Origin of the sequence: Rhodococcus sp. IEGM 1366 (genome assembly GCF_033142425.1) — a bacterium.
GTDB lineage: Bacteria > Actinomycetota > Actinomycetes > Mycobacteriales > Mycobacteriaceae > Rhodococcus_F > Rhodococcus_F globerula.
This window is the reverse complement of record NZ_JAWLRZ010000001.1, coordinates 1,118,443-1,138,027: the sequence shown is the minus strand read 5'-3', so window position 1 is coordinate 1,138,027 and position 19,585 is coordinate 1,118,443. Positions and strand designations below refer to the sequence as shown.

Here is a 19,585-nt window from a genome sequence, read left to right as displayed (position 1 = left end):
CACCGCGCGTCGACGGATCTTGTGCGGCTTGCCCACCACAGGTTCATCCACTACAGGCCCCTATCGCTGACGGCATCCGGACCGGATTACCCCTGCGGCTTCGAGGTCAAACACCGACTGCCTTCCGCCGAGGACTCGAAATCCTGATCGACGAGACCGAGTCGAGAGTTCGAGAAAACCCTTGAACTCGAAACTGTGTTCGATTAGGATGGAGTTATGCGGATCGGGGGATCCGAATCGGGGGAATCTATGAGTATCGATACGTCAGATGTGGTTTCCGGTTCTGCCGTGGGATTACGGTCCAGGCTGTGGCAAGCGCCGGTAGCTGACCTTCGTTCGGCCGCAATCGAGGCGAGCGCGGAGATTTTGCGACTCGAAGCGATCCGCGTGGCCGTGGTCGACGAACTCTCGCTACGCCCGGACGACCAGGTGCTCTGCTACCGCGGCGTCGGCCGATGGCTGGCAGCAAATACGATGCTGCAGATCCCTGCCGGAAACAAGATCGCCGCCCTTGGCGTCGCACTGCGGGCGTTTCCCGCAGTCGCACAACGCTTCGACGCCGGAGATTGCTCGTTCGATCATGCGGCACTGATTATTTCGTTCTGCGAGTCCCCACCAAAAGGAATGCCGGCCGAGGCACTTCCCCAGTGCATCGACGTTCTCCTGGCTGCAGCATCAGGAGTCGACGCGACAACAACCAAGCTGCGGTACGTCATCGCCACGTTGGAGCGAATGTTCGAGTCCGACAACATTCCACCGGCCGAAGATATCGACCGGAACGAGCTCCGGATCGCGTCGACGTTGAACGGTCGGGTTGTCGTTCGAGGCGATTTCGACGCCGTCACCGGCGAAATGATTCTCTCGGCCCTGTCGAATCTGACCATGCCCACCCCCGCTGCGGATGGAACCCCCGATGCCCGGTCGGCAGCCAAGCGAACAGCCGACGGATTCACCGAACTGATCCGCCGCTATCTCGATTGCGCAAAAACCGGTATCGACGGCGGCCAGCGGCCGCATCTGAACGTGCACATCAATGCCCGAGATCTCGCCGAACATCGCGACTGCGCGGCGCAAGAAGCCGTTGCAGAGGAAGAAGCTTCACTCGATCCGGACCTCTCCGATCTCGACGTGGGCCACATGCCGTGGATGGGACCACTGTCGGTCTCGCAGACCAGACTGCTCGGCTGCGACTGCTTCCTGTCGACAGTCCTACTCGACGACCACGGAGCGCCACTCGATGCGAGACCCGGAAAACGATTGGTCACAGCCGAACAACGGGTCGCATTGATCGCCCGGGACAAAGGCTGCGCCTTCCCAGGGTGTGAGTGCGTGCCGGCATGGACCGACGCCCACCATATCCGTCACTGGTCGAACGGCGGGCCGACGGTGATGAACAACCTTGTCCTGCTGTGTCGTTCACATCATCGGCTCATGCACCGCAAAACCGGATTTGTTGGCAAATGGGAGATTCGGATGGGCGCCGACAACAAACCCTGGTTCATTCCGCCGCCGGCGATCGACCCGCAGCAACACCCCAGACCGGCAAACAACACCTATCGAACCTGAGAAAACGTCTCAGGCACAACAGAACACGGCCGAGCACCGCATCGAAGGAGACCTCGATGCGGTGCCAAAAGCCGTGGGTTCAGTCAGACTGCCTGCGGAACTTTGGTGATGCGCGGGAATCGCTCCCGAATTTCCGCCGGCGTGACCACCCTCGGGTCGAGAGGTTGCTCGTCACGCAGATGACGCTCCAGCACCTTGCCGGTCATCGGCGCAATGACTTTCAGAGCAGCGGTCATATTCTTCGGCGAACTACCCACACGCACCGCAGTTCGCACTGCCGGTGCAATTGCCTTGTCCAGCAACGCCGGTTGATCAAATCCACCCATGGTTCGCATCCAGCCAGGCAATGTTGCGATTGTTGCCGGCGCGACCAATCGACTGAAAGTCGCGAACTTCGTTTTCCCCTGCGCCCTGGGCGTTCTCAGCAGATAGTGCATCGCTCGGTTGGCACGTTCGGAGGTACACAATCTGGGCCTGACTTCTGCAAAGTACTCACGTACCTCTTCGCGGGAGCGTGGAACGTCGGATGCCTTGCATGTCTGCAACTGCGCGGCAACTACACATTCCTCCCAGTACCGCTGCTCTTCGACGGCAGAAAGTGGACCCGGACCGTACATTTCGTAGCACTTGAGCACCGAATGCCAACCAGTCACATGGATCCAGAGTTGCGAGGCCGGATTGTTTGCACTGTAACGAGTTCCGGTGATCGGTTCGATGCCCGTGGCCTGAGCATGAACCGTCATGAGATGGTCGGACAAGGCCATCACCGTCCGCCCATCGGCGGTCGCGACGGTCAGGAAGTATGCCAGTGTTCGGTCGAGTCGCCCCGCTGGATCACTGTAGATACCACTCATATCTGCCACCGCCGCGGCAAGGAAGGGGTCGAAGTGCTCGAGCACCACCGACCGCTGGAAGCCGATCAATGCTGTCGGCGCGGCCCAGATCTTCCAACTGGGTGATCCTGGGCCGAAGAAGCCGTAATCCTCACGCGGTCGATCCATAGCCAGTCCAGACATTCGAGGTCCCCTTCATCTCTGCCGCCCCACCAACCACCATTGAATACAACGCCACCGTAACAATTGCAGATGCCGAATACAACGGTTGCGTATTATTAACGAAGAAGTGGCAGGCAGATTAGGGTGGGAGCGGAGGTGAGGCACACGATGACCAGGTCACAGGCAGACACAACGGACACACCGCGACGCAAATACGCCCCTCGCATGGCGCCCGAGCAACGACGCGAACAACTCCTCGACGCAGCATTCGAGGTCACCGGTCGTGTTGGCCTGCACAACCTCAACATGGAATCCGTCGCTGCCGAAGCCGGCGTCGGCAAGCCTGTCCTCTACACGATTTTCGACACCAGGACCGATCTCGTCGCCGCACTCCTACGCCGCGAGCACGAGCGAGCCATCACTCAGGTGCTCGAAACCATGCCGACAGATCTGCGCGAGCTCGGCCCAGCGGCGTCATACACCGGGACCGTTGGCGCCTTCGTCGACGCCGTACTCGAGAACCCGACGCGCTGGCGCCTGATTCTGACGTCTGCCGAAAACGCCCCAAGCGAGTATCACGGCTTGCTGAAGCTCTCTCGCGGAGCTGTCTTCGCCCGCGCCGAAGAACTAGCGCGCGCCGGGATTGCCCTCGAACCGAAGCTCGAAGGCCTTGATCCGGTTCTCCTCGCACACACCATGATGTCGTTTGCCGAAATGCTCGGACGGTTGGCTGTCAGCGACCCCGAAACGTATACCCGAGAACGACTTTCCACCTTTGCCGTTGCGCTCGCTCAGTCGGTCGGGCGTTAGCAGACCACTGAAACCTGTCGGTCGGATCTGCTTCAATACACGCATGACATCACCATCGATCGAACCGCTGCAGCTCTTCGAAACATCTCCCGGAAACTGGTCACTGATGCTCACCGACCAGCACTTCGGCAAGGTGGCAGCGGTATTCGAGCAGGTAGAGGGCTTCGAAGGTTCCGGCTACGACTGGGCTTCGGTAGCCCATGCAGTGGTTGGTCGCGACGCACCACATCTGGAGGGCCGATTCGGCACCGATCCCGAAGCGGGCATGTTTGTTGCGTACGGCGGCGACCACGAAGCTCTTGGTGAACTCGGTGTGCTTCTCGCCAAGGCGTATTCGGATGCCGAGTACCTCGGCGGACTCGTCGCTATTTCCGAACTCGACTAGAACTCCCTATCGAAACGACATCGGCCCCACACCTAGGTGCGGGGCCGATACCGAACAAAGGACTAGCCGACCAGCAGCTCGGCAATCTGAATCGTGTTGAGCGCGGCACCCTTACGCAGGTTGTCGCCCGAGACGAAGAGCGCGAGTCCGCGGCCTTCGGGGACACCCTCGTCCTGACGGATGCGACCGACCAGCGACGCGTTGCCACCGGCGGCGGCGAGCGGCGTCGGAACCTCGACCAGCTCGACGCCCGGAGCGTCGGCCAGCAGTTCCTTGGCGCGAGCAACCGAGAGCGGGTTGGCGAACTCCGCGTTGATCGCGAGCGAGTGCCCGGTCACGACGGGTACGCGCACGCAGGTGCCCGAAACCAACAAATCGGGAAGCCCGAGGATCTTGCGGCTCTCGTTGCGGAGCTTCTGATCCTCGTCGGTCTCGCCGCTGCCGTCGTCGACCAGCGAACCTGCCAGCGGCAGGACGTTGAACGCGATGGGGGCGACGTAGTTGTTCGGGGCCGGGAAGTCGACAGCGCTGCCGTCGTGAACCAGCTTCTCGGCGTCGCCGACAACGGCGCGCACCTGGCCGAGGAGTTCCTCGACGCCGGCGATGCCGCTACCGGACACAGCCTGGTAGCTGGAGACGATCAATCGCTGCAGACCGGCTTCGTCGTGCAGAACCTTCAGCACCGGCATCGCTGCCATTGTGGTGCAGTTCGGGTTCGCGATGATGCCCTTGACCAGGTTCTTCGCGTCCTGTGGGTTGACCTCGCTGACCACGAGGGGAACCTCGGGATCCTTGCGCCATGCGGAAGAGTTGTCGACAACCGTCGCACCGGCCGCGGCAAAGCGCGGAGCCTGCGCACGAGACAGCGTCGCACCGGCGGAGAAGAGGGCGATGTCGATGCCCTTCAGATCCTCGTCGGACGTTGCTGCGGCATCCTCGACAACGATCTCTTCGCCGCGGAACGTCAGCTTCTTACCGGCGGAGCGTGCCGATGCAAAGAACCGCACCTTGTCCGCGGGGAAGTTACGTTCTTCGAGCAGAGTGCGCATGACGATGCCGACCTGACCGGTCGCACCGACAACAGCGATTGTTGTCATCAGAAATTACCGTCCTGTTCCTGCGTGTACTACAGCTTCTTCGTCGCCGCCGAGACCGAAAGCGGCGTGGATAACGCGCACGGCGTCGTCGAGTTCGGTGTCCTTGACCAGCACGGAGATGCGGATCTCGGAGGTCGAGATGAGGTCGATGTTGATGTCGGCCTTGGCCAGTGCCTCACAGAACGTGGCCGTGACGCCCGGGTGGCTCCGCATTCCGGCACCGACCAGGGAGACCTTGCCGATGTGGTCGTCGAACAAGATCTGTGTGAAGCCGATGTCTTCCTGACGCTTGGTCAGGATCTCGACGGCGCGGGGGCCGTCGGCGGTCGGCAGCGTGAAGGTGATGTCCGTCTTGTTGGTCTCCACCTTGGAGATGTTCTGCAGCACCATGTCGATGTTGATCTCGGCATCGGAGACAGCGCGGAACACCTTGGCAGCATGTCCCGGTGTGTCCGGCAATCCGACAACGGTGATCTTGGCTTCGCCGCGATCGTGCGCGACTCCGGTGATCAGGGCCTCTTCCACAGGAATGTCCTCCATCGATCCGGACACGATTGTTCCGGGCTTGGTGGTGTATGACGAACGGACGTGCACGGGCACGTTGTAACGACGGGCGTACTCGACGCACCGGAGCATGAGTACCTTGGCACCACACGCTGCGAGTTCGAGCATTTCCTCGAAGGAAACCGTCTTGAGGCGGTGAGCGTCGGGGACGATGCGCGGGTCGGCGGAGAAAACGCCGTCGACGTCGGTGTAGATCTCGCACACGTCGGCGTTGAGCGCAGCTGCCAACGCAACGGCGGTGGTGTCCGAGCCACCGCGTCCGAGCGTCGTGATGTCTTTACTGTCCTGGCTGACGCCTTGGAATCCGGCGACCAGAACGATCGAGCCTTCGTCGAGCGCCGTGCGAACACGGCCGGGCGTGACGTCGATGATCTTGGCGTTTCCGTGGCTGCCGGTCGTGATGACTCCGGCTTGTGAGCCCGAGAACGAACGAGCCTCAGCGCCGAGAGAATGAATTGCCATCGCAACCAAGGAGTTGGAGATGCGCTCACCCGAGGTCAGCAGCATGTCCATTTCACGGGCCGGCGGGGAAGGGCACACCTGCTGAGCCAGGTCGAGCAGCTCATCGGTGGTATCGCCCATCGCAGACACCACGACGACGACATCATTGCCGGCCTTCTTGGTCTCGACGATCCGTTCAGCGACTCGTCGGATGCGCTCGGCGGTTGCCACCGAGGATCCGCCGTACTTCTGGACGACGAGAGCCACGCGTTTCTACCTCCAGGTCGAAATTGTTTACAGATACCAGAGGTCGAGCTTACCGACGTGGTCCTGGGACTTCCCGACGCGTACTGACCTCGGCCCTTACCTCGGGTTCGGATTCACGCCGGATCAGTTGCGAGATCCCGTTTCGCATTGACGTCGCGGAACGTGAACCACCGGCAACGTAACCGACAACGGCGACGGCAACTCCGCAGGCGAGGAGGATGCGGATGCTGCTGACCAGTGAACTCGCGACGGTGTCGAACACTGCAACAGCCGCATCCGGGGACACGATGTCTTGATTGTGTAAATAATCCCGGCGCACGACAGCCAGCGCCAGGCCGCGGTGCTCAACGCACCGGTCACGATCAGGACACAGCAGAGTATCCATCGCGACACTCGGGTCACAGGCGATTGCCGCGAGTGGGCTTGATCTTGGCCGTGATGCGGTGGATGCGGAGGTCGTCGGGAGGTATCCGGAAGGTCTCGTGCACGTTGACCGTCATCAGATTCTTGCCGAACAACCCTGCGTCGAGGAGGTACTCGGCTACGACATTATCGCCGTCGACGCTCCATTCCACATCTCGGATCGCACGCACCAGACGAAACTGTGGACCGCCGGACAGGCTGCGCCGCAAGTGATTTCCCGAAAACCCGGTTTTGATCCCCGCCTCGTGTCGCACGGCATCCGGAGCCAGCGGCACTGAATTACCGTCGTGTGAGAGAAGCGCATCGAGGTACGTGCGCGCCACAGCAATTCGAGGATCATCCATGCGATCAGTCGATCATTTCGGAGCACGAAACAACAGCACCGTTCAACGACAATTTCGGCATGTCGCCGATACCCCACCTCATTCGCCGACATTCCAGGAGTAGAGTGCAGTGCATGCAGCGCGCACTCCTTCTTGGTTGCCGCGACGGGGTCTGATCCAGACTGGCCTCCCGTCGCGGGGTTTTGTGTGCGCCGGTCGACCAAGCCTTCCGGACTTTCGGTCATGACCAACAGGTCATCAGGCCGGGTCCACAATCGTTGGAGATCACCCCATGTCCCCCGCTGACGCATTCACCACCGGCACTCGCATCATCACGCCTCCCACCAAGCCGGCACCGGCCGACCAGCCTGCGTGGAACACGCAGAAGAACTCGTCGATGCCCACGTTCCGTTACCGGCCATTCTCCGAAGAAGTCGAAACGGTCACGCTGCCGGACCGCACTTGGCCGGACAAAGTCATCGACCGCGCCCCGCAGTGGTGCGCCGTGGACCTGCGTGACGGCAACCAGGCCCTGATCGACCCGATGAGCCCGGCGCGTAAGCGTCGTATGTTCGATCTGCTGGTCCGGATGGGTTACAAGGAGATCGAGGTCGGCTTCCCGTCGGCAAGCCAGACGGACTTCGACTTCGTCCGCGAAATCATCGAAGACGGCGCAATCCCGTCCGATGTCACCATCCAGGTGCTGACGCAGTCGCGTCCCGAGCTGATCAAGCGCACGTTCGAGGCGTGTGAAGGCGCTGAGAACGCGATCGTGCACTTCTACAACTCCACCTCGATCCTGCAGCGTCGTGTCGTCTTCCGCGCCGACAAGGCCACGATCAAGAAGATCGCCACCGACGCCGCCGAACTGGTGCTCGCCGAGTCGAAGAAGTACCCGGACACCAACTGGCGCTGGGAGTACTCCCCCGAGTCCTACACAGGCACCGAGCTGGAGTACGCCAAGGAAGTATGTGACGCCGTCACCGAAACCCTGGGTGCCACGCCGGCAAACCCGGTGATCCTGAACCTGCCCGCGACGGTCGAGATGGCCACGCCCAACGTGTACGCCGACTCCATCGAGTGGATGCACCGCAACCTGGCTCGCCGCGACTCGGTCATCCTGTCGCTGCACCCCCACAACGACCGCGGCACCGGCGTCGCTGCAGCCGAGCTGGGCTACCAGGCCGGCGCCGACCGCATCGAAGGCTGCCTGTTCGGCAACGGCGAGCGCACCGGCAACGTCTGCCTGGTCACCCTCGCCCTGAACATGTTCACGCGTGGCGTCGACCCGCAGATCGACTTCTCCAACATCGACGAGATCCGTCGTACGGTCGAGTACTGCAACCAACTGCCCGTCCACGAGCGTCATCCGTACGGCGGCGACCTGGTCTACACCGCGTTCTCCGGCAGCCATCAGGACGCCATCAACAAGGGCCTCGACGCCATGAAGATCGACGCCGACGGCCAGAACGCCGACGTCGACGACATCGTGTGGCAGGTTCCGTACCTGCCCATCGACCCCAAGGACGTCGGCCGCAGCTACGAGGCCGTCATCCGCGTGAACTCGCAGTCCGGCAAGGGTGGCGTCGCGTACATCATGAAGGCCGATCACGGTCTGGTGCTGCCGCGTCGTCTGCAGATCGAGTTCTCGCAGTCCGTCCAGAAGATCACCGACGGCGAGGGCGGCGAGGTTTCGCCGAAGGAAATGTGGGACGTCTTCCACGAGGAGTACCTGGCTCCCGTCCGCCCGCTCGAGCGCATGAAGCAGAAGGTCACCGCGTCCGAGGAGGACGGTGGCACTGATGCGATCACCGCGATCGTAAAGGTGAACGGCAAGGAGCAGGAGATCTCGGGTACCGGTAACGGCCCGCTCGCTGCCTTTGTCGACGCTCTGGGAAGCATCAACTTCGACGTTCGCGTTCTCGATTACTCCGAGCACGCCATGTCCGCTGGTGACGACGCTCAGGCTGCCGCATACGTCGAGTGCGCCGTGACCGGCCCCGACGGTCAGAGCACCGTCGTCTGGGGCGTCGGTATCGCTACCTCGATTACGACGGCGTCGCTGCGAGCAGTGGTTTCGGCAGTTAACCGCGCTAGCTAGGACAACTGTCGAGTGTGGCTCCTATCCATTCGGATAGGAGCCACACTTGTCTGAACTTCACATCGACTTTCGATGAACGACGTACGTCCTGAATCGGATATTAAAGAATTCATTACCGTTATTTCATCCTTTGAGGATGATGCGGATGTGGTCACCGCGTGAGATAGTTCATCTCAGACAATTCCGACCTGCGAAATGGGGCTCGACATGGATTCCTTCTGGGATTTCCTCTGGGTGATACTCGTCAGTTTTGCGTTCGTCGCATACCTGATTCTGCTGTTCTCAATCATTACGGACCTGTTCCGCGACCACAAGACTTCAGGCTGGAAGAAGGCTATCTGGGTATTCTTCCTCTTCGTCATTCCCTGGCTCACGGCGCTCATCTACCTGATCGTCAAGAGCGACGGTATGGCTCAGCGCTCCATGGAGGCAGCGCACCAGGTCAAGCAGGCACAGGACAGCTACATTCGTGAGGTAGCGGGTAAGTCTCCCGCCGAGGCAATCGCAGACGCGAAGGCACTTCTCGACGCCGGCACCATTACCGAAGACGAATTCGCCTCCCTGAAGGCCAAGGCTCTGGCAGCCTGATTCATCTTCAGTTCAATTGCAGGTTGCACCATCAAAGCGGGAGCGGCACTAATCGTGTCGCTCCCGTTTTGTTTATTCTCCGACGGCCCGTGCAACGTCGCGGAACGCCGCGAGCACCACTGCGATCGCGGGACTTCGATCGGCGTGCAATCGCGTGGCCAATTCATAGACCCGGGCAGCACGCACACCGGCGATCGGTTTCCTCGACACTGCAGGATGTGTGATCGCGTGTCGCGGCATCAACGCCACTCCGTGTCCGGCGGCGACCAACTCCTCGATAACCCGGAAATCGTTTATCCGATGTCCGACGCGAGGTTGCACACCGGTAACAGCCGCGACTGACATCAGTACGTCGTCGACCGGAAATCCTCCGCGCACACTGATCCAGTTCTCGTCCACCAACTGATCCAACCGAACCGAATCCTGCTTTGCCAGAGGATGATCCGGCCGCAGCACCAAGTCGATGGGTTCACGCATCAGAGGCTGCACGCTCACCCGCGGAAACGACGTCTCCGCAGCGCGTTCGTCGCGATGGGTGAGGATCACGTCGTGATCGGCCAGAAGCCGCGGCACCGCAGACGCCGGCTGATCCACGTCGCACGCATCGATGTCGACGCCGGACCCTTCGAGTGCCGTCAACACCCTGGGCAGCAGCAGCGCCGCCCCGGACGGAAAGAACGCCACCCGCACCTTGCCTCGCGGCGAACCCCGGTACGACGCCATCTCCGCGTCCGCACGTTCGAGAGCGGCCACCACGTCGTCGGCGCGCAGCACCAACGCACGGCCGGCGTCGGTGAGCCTGAGTTTGCGCCCGTCCGGTTCCAGGAGCGGCACACCGGCCTCGCGGGCGAGGATCTTGAGCTGCTGGGAGACTGCGGACGGAGTCATGGAGAGGGCGTCGGCGGTGCTTCCGACCGTTCCTCTGTCCGCCAGCTCACGCAGCACTCTCAACCGGGTGGCATCCATGTAGAAAAACTACATTAATGGTCCATCTTTATTCGCTTGTCCTGATGCTTTACACAGCTCACGATTAACGACATGACTCCTCGCGACCGCCTTCTCGGATTGACCGTCGCGATCATGTGGGGATTGAACTTCCTGGCGATCCGGGTCGGACTCGACCACTTCCCGCCGTACTTCTTCGCCGCGCTGCGCTTTTTGCTCATCGCGATTCCCGTGATGATCTTCGTGCCGCGCCCTCAGGTTCCGGCGCGACGGCTGTTGCTCTACGGCTTCGGTTTCGGTTTCGGCCAATTCGTCTTCCTGTACTGGGCGATGCACACGGGTATGCCAACCGGTCTCGCCTCGTTGGTCCTGCAGTCGTCCGCTCCCTTCACTGTTCTACTGGGCGCAGTTCTGTTGCGGGAGAAGCTCAGCGCGTGGCAGGTGTCCGGCATCGGTGTTGCCGTGGCGGGTATGGCCCTGATCGGATGGGATCGCTCGCACCAGGCCGCGTTGTTACCAGTGATCCTGACCCTGCTGGCCGGCTTGTCCTGGGCTTTCGGCAACCTCGGTAGCCGCCTCGCGGCTGCGGGTACCACCGGGGACCCAGCGCCCATGCGCCTGATGTTGTGGATGTGCGTCATTCCTCCGCTGCCGATGCTTGCCCTGTCCGCTGCCGTCGAAGGTCCGAGCACGGGCTGGGAGGCTCTCGGAACCTCGTTCAGTGCCGACGGGTGGCCGGCGCTGATCGGACTCGCGTACATCGTGTTGATCGGCACCATCGCCGGGTCGGGCATCTGGACCATCCTGATGGGACGCTATCCCGCAGGCACGGTCGCACCACTCTCGCTGCTCGTCCCGGTAGTGGGAATCGGCGCATCCTGGCTGTTCCTGCACGAAAATCCCAGCGCATTGTCACTGGTGGGAGCCGTAGTCGTGATCGCCGGGGCAAGCGCCGCCCAGATCCGACGCACCCCCAAGGCCGCTGTTCCGTCGAACACACCCGTACGACAAGCACCTGCACGACTCGAAGTCTGACGGCGCGCTGTGCCAAACTCGGGCCGTGGGAACTGGACTATCGATCACGACACGCGGAAAGCTCGCCCTGCGCGCTGCCGCCACAGCCTCCTGGGCATCGCAGAAAGCCGGCCGCGGCAAGGGCTCCATGATCGGTGGGCTCATCGCCCTCAAGATCGACCCGACGCTGATGACCCAACTCGGACGCGGGAAGCGAACCGTTGTCGTCACCGGCACCAACGGCAAGTCGACAACAACGCGCATGACGGCAGCGGCACTCGCGACGCTTGGTGACGTGGCAACACAGGCCGACGGCGCCAACATGGACGCCGGAATCGTCGCGGCACTGGCAAACCGGATGAACGCGCCGGTCGCGGCACTCGAAGTCGACGAACTTCACGTTCCCCATGTCGCCGACGCCGTGAACCCCGAAGTGATCGTGCTCCTGAATCTGAGCCGCGATCAGCTGGACCGCGTCGGCGAGATCAACATGATCGAACGCAAACTGCGGGCATGCGTCAACGCGCACCCGAATGCGGTCATCGTCGCCAACTGTGACGACGTGCTGGTCACCTCCGTGGCATACGACGCCCCCAACGTCGTGTGGGTTGCGGCCGGCGGCGGCTGGGCAAGCGATTCCGTCAGCTGCCCGCGCACCGGCGAACCCATCGTGTGGGAGGGAAAGCACTGGCGCAGTACCGGTTCGGACTTCGCGCGGCCCGAGCCGGCGTGGTGGCTCGACGACGACAATCTCTACGGCCCTGATGGCTTGAAGATTCCGATGACGCTGACGCTTCCCGGAAAAGCCAACCGCGGCAACGCAGCTCAGGCCGTCGCTGCTGCAGTGGCCTTGGGCGCGGATCCGGTCGGCGCAGTTGCCGCCGCGTCGACGGTCCAGGAAGTTGCCGGGCGATACAGCACCGTCCAGGTGGGCTCCCATTCCGTCCACATGCTCCTCGCGAAGAATCCCGCCGGCTGGCAGGAAGCACTGTCGATGATCGACCCTTCCGTCGACGGCTTGGTCATTGCCGTGAACGGGCAGGTCCCCGACGGCGAGGATCTCTCCTGGCTGTGGGACGTGAAGTTCGAACACTTCGAAGGCGTCAAGGTAGTCGCGGCGGGTGAGCGCGGAACCGACCTCGCGGTGCGCCTCACCTACGCCGGCGTCGAGCACACCTTGGAGCCGGATCCCTTGCGCGCCATTGCTTCCTGCCCGCCCGGTCGCGTCGAAGTTCTTGCCAACTACACGGCATTCCGCGATCTGAACACCGCAATCGCCAAGGAGACTCGCGATGTCTGATTCGACAGTGCGCATCGGGCTTGTCCTTCCCGACGTCATGGGCACCTACGGCGACGGCGGTAACGCCCTGATCCTGCGTCAGCGCCTGCGCATGCGCGGCTACGACGCCGAGATCGTCGACATCACGCTCAACGACCCGGTGCCGGATTCACTCGACGTCTACGCCCTCGGCGGTGCGGAGGATTCTGCGCAGCGCCTCGCTACCCGGCATCTCGCGAAATACCCCGGACTGCAGCGCGCGGCCGAACGCGGCGCACCCGTCCTCGCTATCTGCGCTGCCATCCAGGTTCTGGGAAACTGGTACGAAACCTCGAGTGGCGAGCGCGTCGACGGCGTGTCGATGCTCGACGTCACGACCGCACCGCAGGAAAAGCGCTCGATCGGTGAAGTCATCACGAAGCCCTTGATCAAGGGGCTCACCGCACCGCTGTCTGGTTTCGAAAACCATCGTGGTGGAACCACTCTCGGCGCCGACGCGTCCGGCTTCGCACGCGTCACGCACGGTGTCGGCAACGGTGTCGGCGACGGCCTGGAGGGCGTCACCCAGGGTTCCGTCATCGGCACGTACATGCACGGACCGGTTCTGGCCCGCAATCCCGAGTTGGCAGACCTGTTACTGATGCGCGCTCTGGGCGTGGACTCACTCGAGCCCCTGCACCTGCCCGAGGTCGATCAGCTTCGCAAGGAACGACTCTCGGTTCGCTGATCTGTAGAGTTGGAGCGCTTCTGCATCCCGGCACTTCTGCTTACCGCACCAGGGCGCCTGGAAACGTAAAGTCGACACGGACCGCCCGACCACGAACAGGACGCCAATGAGTACCCTGCAAACTCTGGATCGTGGGCTGCGTGCGCTCGACATCATTGCCCAGTTCCCGACCGGGATTTCGGTTGCGGACCTTGCTCGTGAGCTCGACGTGCACCGAGCCATCTGCTATCGCATCGTTTCGACACTCGAAGCACATTCGCTGATCGCTCGCATCGAGGATGGACGGATTCGTCTTGGTGTCGGAGCCGCGGTTCTCGGTTCTTGCTTCGAGCCACAGCTCAACCGGGACGGGCAGTCACTACTCCACTCACTGGCAAACACCACGCGTGCAACCGCCTTCATATCCGTTGCGCAAGGCCAGGATTGCGTTGTACTGATGGTCGCCGAACCCGAAGACACTCTCATCCGAGTGGGATACAGAACCGGCACGCGACACCCCCTCGACAAGGGTGCTGCCGGTATCGCGATATTGGCCATGCGGCCCGACGCTGCGTCTGATTCCGACGAGATCAAACGGGCACGCAAGGACGGATACAGCCTGACTGTGGGGCAACTCGAGCACGGCGCCATCGGCATTGCCTCCGGGATTGCACTGCCGGAGAACCTCGGATCGGCTACGAACCTCGAGCGCAGCGTCGGCGTCGTGGCGATCGACGGTCTCGACACCGAACTCGCTGCCCAAGCCGTGATGACCACTGCGCGAGAACTCGAACGCCTCATCTCTGCCTGATCGTTCCGTCGGGGAAATCTTCGCCCGACTGTGTTTTTCAGCCATCTTGACCTTTGAATGTGACCTCACTTACCCTGTGCGAAGTGCGCTCAAAGCACACTATGTGCGCTATTAGTAACTTCACAGTTCAGGACGGTTTATAGAGATGTCAGAAGTCATGAACGGATGCCCGATCGATCATGCGGCCCTTAACTCGGGATGTCCGGTATCCGGAAAGGCAGCCAGCTTCAATCCCTTCGGCGGCGACTACCAGGTGGACCCCGCTGCGTCGCTGCGCTGGTCCCGCGACGAGGAGCCCGTGTTCTTCAGTCCCGAAATCGGCTACTGGGTCGTCACTCGTTATTCGGACGTCAAGGCCGTCTTCCGCGACAACATCCTGTTCTCGCCGTCCATCGCACTGGAGAAGATCACCCCTGTCTCGGAGGAAGCCACCGCCACCCTCGCCAAATACGACTACGCGATGTCGCGCACCCTGGTGAACGAAGACGAGCCGGCGCACATGCCGCGTCGCCGCGCATTGATGGATCCGTTCACACCGGCGGAACTCGTGCACCACGAGCCGATGGTTCGGCGCCTCGTCCGCGAGTACGTCGACCGCTTCGTGAACTCAGGCAAGGTCGACCTCGTCGACGAAATGCTGTGGGAGGTCCCGCTCACCGTGGCGCTGCACTTCCTCGGCGTGCCGGAGGAGGACATGGACGACCTACGCAAGTACTCGATCGCGCACACCGTCAACACCTGGGGCCGACCCGCACCCGAGGAACAGGTCGCGGTCGCCGAAGCCGTAGGCAAGTTCTGGCAGTACGCAGGCACGGTGCTCGAAAAGATGCGCAAGGATCCCTCCGGCCACGGCTGGATGCCCTACGGTCTCCGCGTTCAGAAGGAACAACCGGAGGTCGTCACCGACTCCTATCTGCACTCGATGATGATGGCGGGAATCGTTGCCGCTCATGAGACCACCGCCAACGCATCAGCAAACGCATTCCGCTTGTTGCTCGAAAACCGGAGCGTGTGGCAGGAGATCTGCGAGGATCCCAGTCTGATCCCGAACGCCGTCGAGGAGTGCCTGCGGCATTCTGGCTCAGTTGCCGCGTGGCGCCGACTGGCTACTGCCGACACCCGAATCGGCGACATCGACATCCCGAAGGGCTCCAAGCTCCTGATCGTCACATCGTCCGCGAACCGCGACGACCGCCATTTCGAGAGCGGGGACGAGTTCGATATTCGCCGCGAGAACTCCAGCGATCACCTCACTTTCGGCTACGGCAGCCATCAGTGCATGGGCAAGAATCTGGCTCGCATGGAGATGCAGATCTTCCTCGAGGAGATCACCACACGACTCCCACACCTGGAACTCGTCCCCGATCAGGAGTTCACCTACCTACCGAACACCTCATTCAGAGGTCCGGATCATGTTTGGGTGCAGTGGAATCCGGACGCAAACCCTGAACTCCGCGATGCTTCGATTCTCCTGCGACGACAGCCCGTGAAGGTCGGCGAGCCGTCCAAGACCAATATCTCGCGCACGGTGCGAGTGGAGGCGATCACTCCCGCCGCCGACGGCGTGGTCACGGTGACCCTTTCCGATCCTTCAGGCAAAGCACTTCCGAAGTGGACGCCGGGCGCGCACATCGACATCGATCTCGGCGATCTGACGCGGCAGTACTCGCTGTGCGGCAACCCTGACGATCTGTCCCGCTACGAGATCGCCGTGCGCGAAGAGTCCGAAAGCCGGGGCGGCTCGCGCTACGTGCACCACACTCTCGAAGCCGGAAACACACTCAAAATGCGTGGGCCCCGCAACCATTTCAAGCTCGATCCGGCTGCCGAGCGCTACATCTTCGTGGCAGGCGGCATCGGTATCACGCCGATCGTGACAATGGCCGATCACGCCAAGGCCGCCGGCAAGGACTACGAGATCCATTACTGCGGACGCGATGTCGCCACGATGGCGATGCTCGACAGGCTGAATGCCGATCACAGCGACCACCTTGTCGTGCATTCCAGCGCCTTGGGCAACCGTCTCGACATCGCGACAGTGTTCTCCACTGCGACGGCACACACTCAGATCTACTCCTGTGGTCCTGAACGACTGCTCTCCGCGCTCGAAGAGGCTACTGCGCACTGGCCGGAAGACTCGCTGCACGTCGAGCATTTCACCTCGACGCTCGCGACACTCGACCCGTCCAACGAGCACGCGTTCGAGGTCGAACTCCGCGACTCAGGTCTGACAATCCAGGTCGCTGCCGATCAGACCGTCCTCGACGCGTTGCGCGCCTCCAATATCGACATCCCCAGCGATTGCGAGGAAGGCCTGTGCGGTTCGTGCGAGGCCCCCGTCCTCGACGGCGAGGTGGATCACCGAGACATGGTGCTCACGAAAACCGAACGCGCTCAGAATAAATCGATGATGACCTGCTGCTCGCGCGCCTGCGGACAGAAGATCACACTCGCGCTCTGACCCACATTTCCCCGTTTCTTCCCGACCCGAAAGGATCCTCATGGGATCACAGACAACCCAGGTCTCCGACCTGGAAGAGCCTCCCGTCAGCGACGCCGTCCCCCGCAGTAGTTTCAAGCGCGTACTGACCGGCAGCATGGCTGGTGCAGTTCTCGAGTGGTACGACTTCGCGATCTACGGCATCCTCGCCGCCACCGTCCTGGGGCCGCTTTTCTTCCCGGGCGACAGCGGCGTTGCGAAGCTGCTGCTCGCACTCGCCACCCAGGGCCTCGGCTTCGTCGCCCGACCGCTCGGCGGCATCGTATTCGGACACCTTGGCGACAAGTACGGCCGCAAGCCGATGCTGGTGACCACCTTCATTCTGCTGGGTACGGCGACTGCCGCGATCGGATTGCTACCCACCTACGAACAGGTGGGCATCTGGGCCACTGTCGGGTTGGTGGTACTGCGCATGATCCAGGGCTTCGCGCTCGGCGGCGAGTTCGGTGCCGCAGTGCTGCTGGTCAGTGAGTACGGCGAACCCAAGCGTCGCGGTTTCTGGGCCTCGTGGCCGCAGGCCGGTGCTCCGATGGGTACGGTTCTGGCCACTGTCGTGGTCTCGATTCTCGTATTCGCAGTCCCGGACGAGGCGTTCGACCAGTGGGGTTGGCGCATCGCCTTCCTGTTCGCGATCCCGCTGCTCGCCATCGGCTTCTGGGTGCGCCGCGGCGTCGAGGAATCGCCTGTGTTCAAGGCCGCACAGGAGCAAGCCGCACAGGCTCCGCAGGAAGAACGCTCGAGCATTGTCGAAGCCTTGTCGCGACCGAGTGTGGTGCTCATCGGTCTCGGTATGCGAATCGGTGAAAACATCGCTTTCTACATCTATACGATCTTCGTTATCGCTTACGCCACCACATATTTCGACTTTGCGCGCGGCGATGTCATCATGGCCGTTACCTTCGCCTCGGTGTTCCAGTTCGTCGGCATGATCGGTGGCGGAGCGTGGTCCGACCGTGTTGGCCGCCGCATCGCAATGCTCGTGCCCGCTGTCGTCCTCATGATCTGGGCGCCGGTCTTCTTCTGGCTCGTGCAGCTCGAGAGTCTTCCGATGCTGTGGCTCGGTGTGTGCGTCGGCGCACTGTTCCACGGCATGCTCGCCGGCCCGGAAGCAGCCTGGATCACCGAGTTGTTCCCGACCCGCTACCGTTATGCCGGCTCCTCGCTGGTGTTCCAAGGTTCGTCGATCCTCGCCGGTGCGCCCGCCCCGTTCATCGCCATCTGGCTCATCGAGAACCACGGCGTCGGCATGGTCGTGGGTTACCTGGTGATCACGATGTCGATCACTGTGATCGCCCTGTTGGCAAGCCGCGAGACCAAGGGAGTCGACCTCGACAAGGTCGAGTAGTCACTGCAGCCCCGAGGACGTCGAGAACGGCAACGAGGTCATTGGGCGGACCTTCTCCGACTCCCGTGTGGTGTCTGTAGAGACTCGGTTTGCAACGCATCGTCGGAAATCTGGATCTGCGCCTGGGATCTGGATTTTCGACGATGCGAGACTGAACCGACGGCCTTACTCTGGTCGTCATTTCGAGAACACGCCTCGCGATCAGTGCGCGGCAGAGTCCTTCGTTCCCTCGGTGAGAACCAACTCCACTGCCAGCAGTGCCGCGCAGGCCAGACCGGCCACCAATTCCGGGACGGCGGTGAAAGTACCGCCCAGGATCACCGCAATAGCGACGCCGAATGGCACGAGGGTTCGCGTCGACGAATCGTGAAAGCGGATGTGAATGAACCACAGCGCTGCCAAGATGATGGCCACCGGCACCGTGACGGCCGCACCGGTCACCAACGCGCTGCCTTCGGCGTGACCGGTCCAGTAGTCGACGCGGGAAGCCAATCCGGCACCGATGGCAGCGGCGGAGGCAAAGATGAAGTAGTGCCCGAAACCCCAGACGAAGGGCGAGACGTTGTCGCCGCCGAGAGCGTCGCCGGCGTTTCGCTGGAAGTACAGCCACCACAGGCTGAAGACGATCAGGATTCCGCCGACCACGACGTACGCCACTTTGGCCGCCGGATGTTCACCGGACACCGCGTCCTGAATCGCGACGGTGGTGGACAGAATCGTTTCGCCGAGAACGATGATGAAGAACAGTGAGTACCGTTCCGCGATGTGGTGCGGGTGCCAGGGCGTCATTCCCGGCTTCTCCGACCACACCGGCACAGCAAATTCGCACAGCACCAGGAACAGGAACGTCGGAACGTAGATCGCGGCCGGTACAAAGTAGAAGCCGATCCACCCGAGTTGAACGAGCACGATGCCGAGGGCGTATCTACGGGCGGTGAGTGCGTGTTCGGGATCGTTCCTCGACACTCGAACCCATTGAATCACCAGGGCTATTCGCATGATGACGTAGCCGAGAATGATCAGCAGCGGATCGTTGTCGAAGAAGCGCGGAATCCCGGCTGCCAGTACCAGCGCGCCCAGAATCTGGAAGATCGTCAGAAGTCGTGCAATGCCGTCGTCGTTGTCGTAGGCGGAGGCAAACCACGTGAAGTTGAGCCACGTCCACCAGATTGCGAAGAACGCCATCGCGAAGTGCCCGACACCTGTGGCCGCGTGCCCTTCACTGATCGCGTGGTGAAGGCCCGTGGCTGCCTGGGCAACTGCCACGACAAAGCACAGGTCCGTCAGCAGTTCGAGTGGTGTGGCTACTCGATGTGCCTCATGCGGATCACGGGGAACCAACGGCCGGATGAATGAATTGATACGACTCACGGTTCGCAGAGTAGCGCTCCGATAGCGGATGCGCTGGACCCACTCAGCGAGATT

18 protein-coding genes are annotated in these 19,585 nt (G+C 62.0%); 11 read left to right on the top strand and 7 right to left on the bottom strand.

Annotated elements, in window-relative coordinates:
- Positions 1-249: 249 nt before the first annotated feature.
- Positions 250-1,566, top strand: a complete 1,317-nt coding sequence (locus tag R4P64_RS05460) for an HNH endonuclease signature motif containing protein (RefSeq protein ID WP_317819653.1) — start codon at positions 250-252, stop codon at positions 1,564-1,566.
- A gap of 83 nt (positions 1,567-1,649) precedes the next feature.
- On the opposite strand, the gene R4P64_RS05455 is transcribed toward R4P64_RS05460, so the two are convergent.
- The gene (locus R4P64_RS05455; RefSeq protein ID WP_317819651.1) at positions 1,650-2,582 is read right to left on the bottom strand and encodes an oxygenase MpaB family protein; all 933 of its coding nucleotides are present in this window, start codon (positions 2,580-2,582) and stop codon (positions 1,650-1,652) included.
- Between the two features lie 147 nt (positions 2,583-2,729).
- Here R4P64_RS05455 and R4P64_RS05450 point away from each other — a divergent pair, with 147 nt between their 5' ends.
- Together R4P64_RS05450 and R4P64_RS05445 are read left to right on the top strand one after the other, a co-directional pair.
- Positions 2,730-3,371, top strand: coding sequence for a TetR/AcrR family transcriptional regulator (locus R4P64_RS05450; protein WP_317819649.1), 642 nt, complete (start codon positions 2,730-2,732; stop codon positions 3,369-3,371).
- Positions 3,372-3,414: 43 nt separating this feature from the next.
- On the top strand, positions 3,415-3,756 hold the full coding sequence (locus tag R4P64_RS05445; protein ID WP_033235895.1) for an Imm51 family immunity protein: 342 nt from the start codon (positions 3,415-3,417) through the stop codon (positions 3,754-3,756).
- A gap of 62 nt (positions 3,757-3,818) precedes the next feature.
- Here R4P64_RS05445 and R4P64_RS05440 read toward each other — a convergent pair whose 3' ends face one another.
- From R4P64_RS05440 to R4P64_RS05425, 4 genes are all read right to left on the bottom strand, one after another.
- Positions 3,819-4,853, bottom strand: a complete 1,035-nt coding sequence (locus R4P64_RS05440; protein ID WP_033235894.1) for an aspartate-semialdehyde dehydrogenase — start codon at positions 4,851-4,853, stop codon at positions 3,819-3,821.
- A gap of 6 nt (positions 4,854-4,859) precedes the next feature.
- Positions 4,860-6,125 carry an aspartate kinase gene (locus tag R4P64_RS05435; protein ID WP_317819646.1) on the bottom strand — a complete coding sequence of 422 codons (1,266 nt, stop codon included), beginning with the start codon at positions 6,123-6,125 and terminating at the stop codon, positions 4,860-4,862.
- A gap of 49 nt (positions 6,126-6,174) precedes the next feature.
- Positions 6,175-6,411 carry a hypothetical protein gene (locus tag R4P64_RS05430; RefSeq protein WP_233364838.1) on the bottom strand — a complete coding sequence of 79 codons (237 nt, stop codon included), beginning with the start codon at positions 6,409-6,411 and terminating at the stop codon, positions 6,175-6,177.
- A gap of 112 nt (positions 6,412-6,523) precedes the next feature.
- On the bottom strand, positions 6,524-6,892 hold the full coding sequence (locus R4P64_RS05425) for a hypothetical protein (protein ID WP_317819644.1): 369 nt from the start codon (positions 6,890-6,892) through the stop codon (positions 6,524-6,526).
- 271 nt (positions 6,893-7,163) lie between these two features.
- Here R4P64_RS05425 and leuA point away from each other — a divergent pair, with 271 nt between their 5' ends.
- The gene (leuA, locus tag R4P64_RS05420; protein ID WP_033235892.1) at positions 7,164-8,972 is read left to right on the top strand and encodes a 2-isopropylmalate synthase; all 1,809 of its coding nucleotides are present in this window, start codon (positions 7,164-7,166) and stop codon (positions 8,970-8,972) included.
- Positions 8,973-9,179: 207 nt separating this feature from the next.
- Positions 9,180-9,560, top strand: coding sequence for an SHOCT domain-containing protein (locus tag R4P64_RS05415; RefSeq protein ID WP_033235891.1), 381 nt, complete (start codon positions 9,180-9,182; stop codon positions 9,558-9,560).
- Between the two features lie 72 nt (positions 9,561-9,632).
- Here the strand turns inward: R4P64_RS05415 and R4P64_RS05410 are convergent, their stop codons facing one another.
- Positions 9,633-10,526 carry a LysR family transcriptional regulator gene (locus R4P64_RS05410; protein WP_033235890.1) on the bottom strand — a complete coding sequence of 298 codons (894 nt, stop codon included), beginning with the start codon at positions 10,524-10,526 and terminating at the stop codon, positions 9,633-9,635.
- Between the two features lie 72 nt (positions 10,527-10,598).
- Here R4P64_RS05410 and R4P64_RS05405 point away from each other — a divergent pair, with 72 nt between their 5' ends.
- The 6 genes from R4P64_RS05405 (at position 10,599) to R4P64_RS05380 (ending at position 18,160) form a co-directional block, all read left to right on the top strand.
- The gene (locus R4P64_RS05405; RefSeq protein WP_317819641.1) at positions 10,599-11,540 is read left to right on the top strand and encodes an EamA family transporter; all 942 of its coding nucleotides are present in this window, start codon (positions 10,599-10,601) and stop codon (positions 11,538-11,540) included.
- Positions 11,541-11,565: 25 nt separating this feature from the next.
- Positions 11,566-12,819: a Mur ligase family protein gene (locus R4P64_RS05400; protein ID WP_045066517.1), complete on the top strand. Its 1,254-nt coding sequence runs from the start codon at positions 11,566-11,568 to the stop codon at positions 12,817-12,819.
- Positions 12,812-13,525: a type 1 glutamine amidotransferase gene (locus R4P64_RS05395; RefSeq protein WP_033235887.1), complete on the top strand. Its 714-nt coding sequence runs from the start codon at positions 12,812-12,814 to the stop codon at positions 13,523-13,525. The genes R4P64_RS05400 and R4P64_RS05395 overlap by 8 nt, the downstream gene beginning before the upstream one ends.
- A gap of 106 nt (positions 13,526-13,631) precedes the next feature.
- Positions 13,632-14,315, top strand: coding sequence for an IclR family transcriptional regulator (locus tag R4P64_RS05390; RefSeq protein WP_287164396.1), 684 nt, complete (start codon positions 13,632-13,634; stop codon positions 14,313-14,315).
- Between the two features lie 157 nt (positions 14,316-14,472).
- Positions 14,473-16,776 (top strand): cytochrome P450/oxidoreductase, encoded by a 2,304-nt coding sequence (locus tag R4P64_RS05385; RefSeq protein ID WP_287164482.1) that lies wholly within the window; start codon positions 14,473-14,475, stop codon positions 16,774-16,776.
- Positions 16,777-16,816: 40 nt separating this feature from the next.
- Positions 16,817-18,160, top strand: a complete 1,344-nt coding sequence (locus R4P64_RS05380) for an MFS transporter (RefSeq protein WP_045066516.1) — start codon at positions 16,817-16,819, stop codon at positions 18,158-18,160.
- Between the two features lie 201 nt (positions 18,161-18,361).
- Here the strand turns inward: R4P64_RS05380 and R4P64_RS05375 are convergent, their stop codons facing one another.
- A complete protein-coding gene (locus tag R4P64_RS05375) occupies positions 18,362-19,531 on the bottom strand; it encodes a low temperature requirement protein A (RefSeq protein WP_317819638.1) in 1,170 nt (389 codons plus the stop codon).
- Positions 19,532-19,585: the final 54 nt, after the last annotated feature.

What these genes read in the sequence shown, in the direction of transcription:
- R4P64_RS05460 (WP_317819653.1), top strand. Translation starts at nt 250, where the DNA reads ATGAGTATCGATACGTCAGATGTGGTTTCCGGTTCTGCCGTGGGATTA.
- R4P64_RS05455 (WP_317819651.1), bottom strand. Translation starts at nt 2,582, where the DNA reads ATGTCTGGACTGGCTATGGATCGACCGCGTGAGGATTACGGCTTCTTC.
- R4P64_RS05450 (WP_317819649.1), top strand. Translation starts at nt 2,730, where the DNA reads ATGACCAGGTCACAGGCAGACACAACGGACACACCGCGACGCAAATAC.
- R4P64_RS05445 (WP_033235895.1), top strand. Translation starts at nt 3,415, where the DNA reads ATGACATCACCATCGATCGAACCGCTGCAGCTCTTCGAAACATCTCCC.
- R4P64_RS05440 (WP_033235894.1), bottom strand. Translation starts at nt 4,853, where the DNA reads ATGACAACAATCGCTGTTGTCGGTGCGACCGGTCAGGTCGGCATCGTC.
- R4P64_RS05425 (WP_317819644.1), bottom strand. Translation starts at nt 6,892, where the DNA reads ATGGATGATCCTCGAATTGCTGTGGCGCGCACGTACCTCGATGCGCTT.
- leuA (WP_033235892.1), top strand. Translation starts at nt 7,164, where the DNA reads ATGTCCCCCGCTGACGCATTCACCACCGGCACTCGCATCATCACGCCT.
- R4P64_RS05415 (WP_033235891.1), top strand. Translation starts at nt 9,180, where the DNA reads ATGGATTCCTTCTGGGATTTCCTCTGGGTGATACTCGTCAGTTTTGCG.
- R4P64_RS05410 (WP_033235890.1), bottom strand. Translation starts at nt 10,526, where the DNA reads ATGGATGCCACCCGGTTGAGAGTGCTGCGTGAGCTGGCGGACAGAGGA.
- R4P64_RS05405 (WP_317819641.1), top strand. Translation starts at nt 10,599, where the DNA reads ATGACTCCTCGCGACCGCCTTCTCGGATTGACCGTCGCGATCATGTGG.
- R4P64_RS05395 (WP_033235887.1), top strand. Translation starts at nt 12,812, where the DNA reads ATGTCTGATTCGACAGTGCGCATCGGGCTTGTCCTTCCCGACGTCATG.
- R4P64_RS05390 (WP_287164396.1), top strand. Translation starts at nt 13,632, where the DNA reads ATGAGTACCCTGCAAACTCTGGATCGTGGGCTGCGTGCGCTCGACATC.
- R4P64_RS05385 (WP_287164482.1), top strand. Translation starts at nt 14,473, where the DNA reads ATGAACGGATGCCCGATCGATCATGCGGCCCTTAACTCGGGATGTCCG.
- R4P64_RS05380 (WP_045066516.1), top strand. Translation starts at nt 16,817, where the DNA reads ATGGGATCACAGACAACCCAGGTCTCCGACCTGGAAGAGCCTCCCGTC.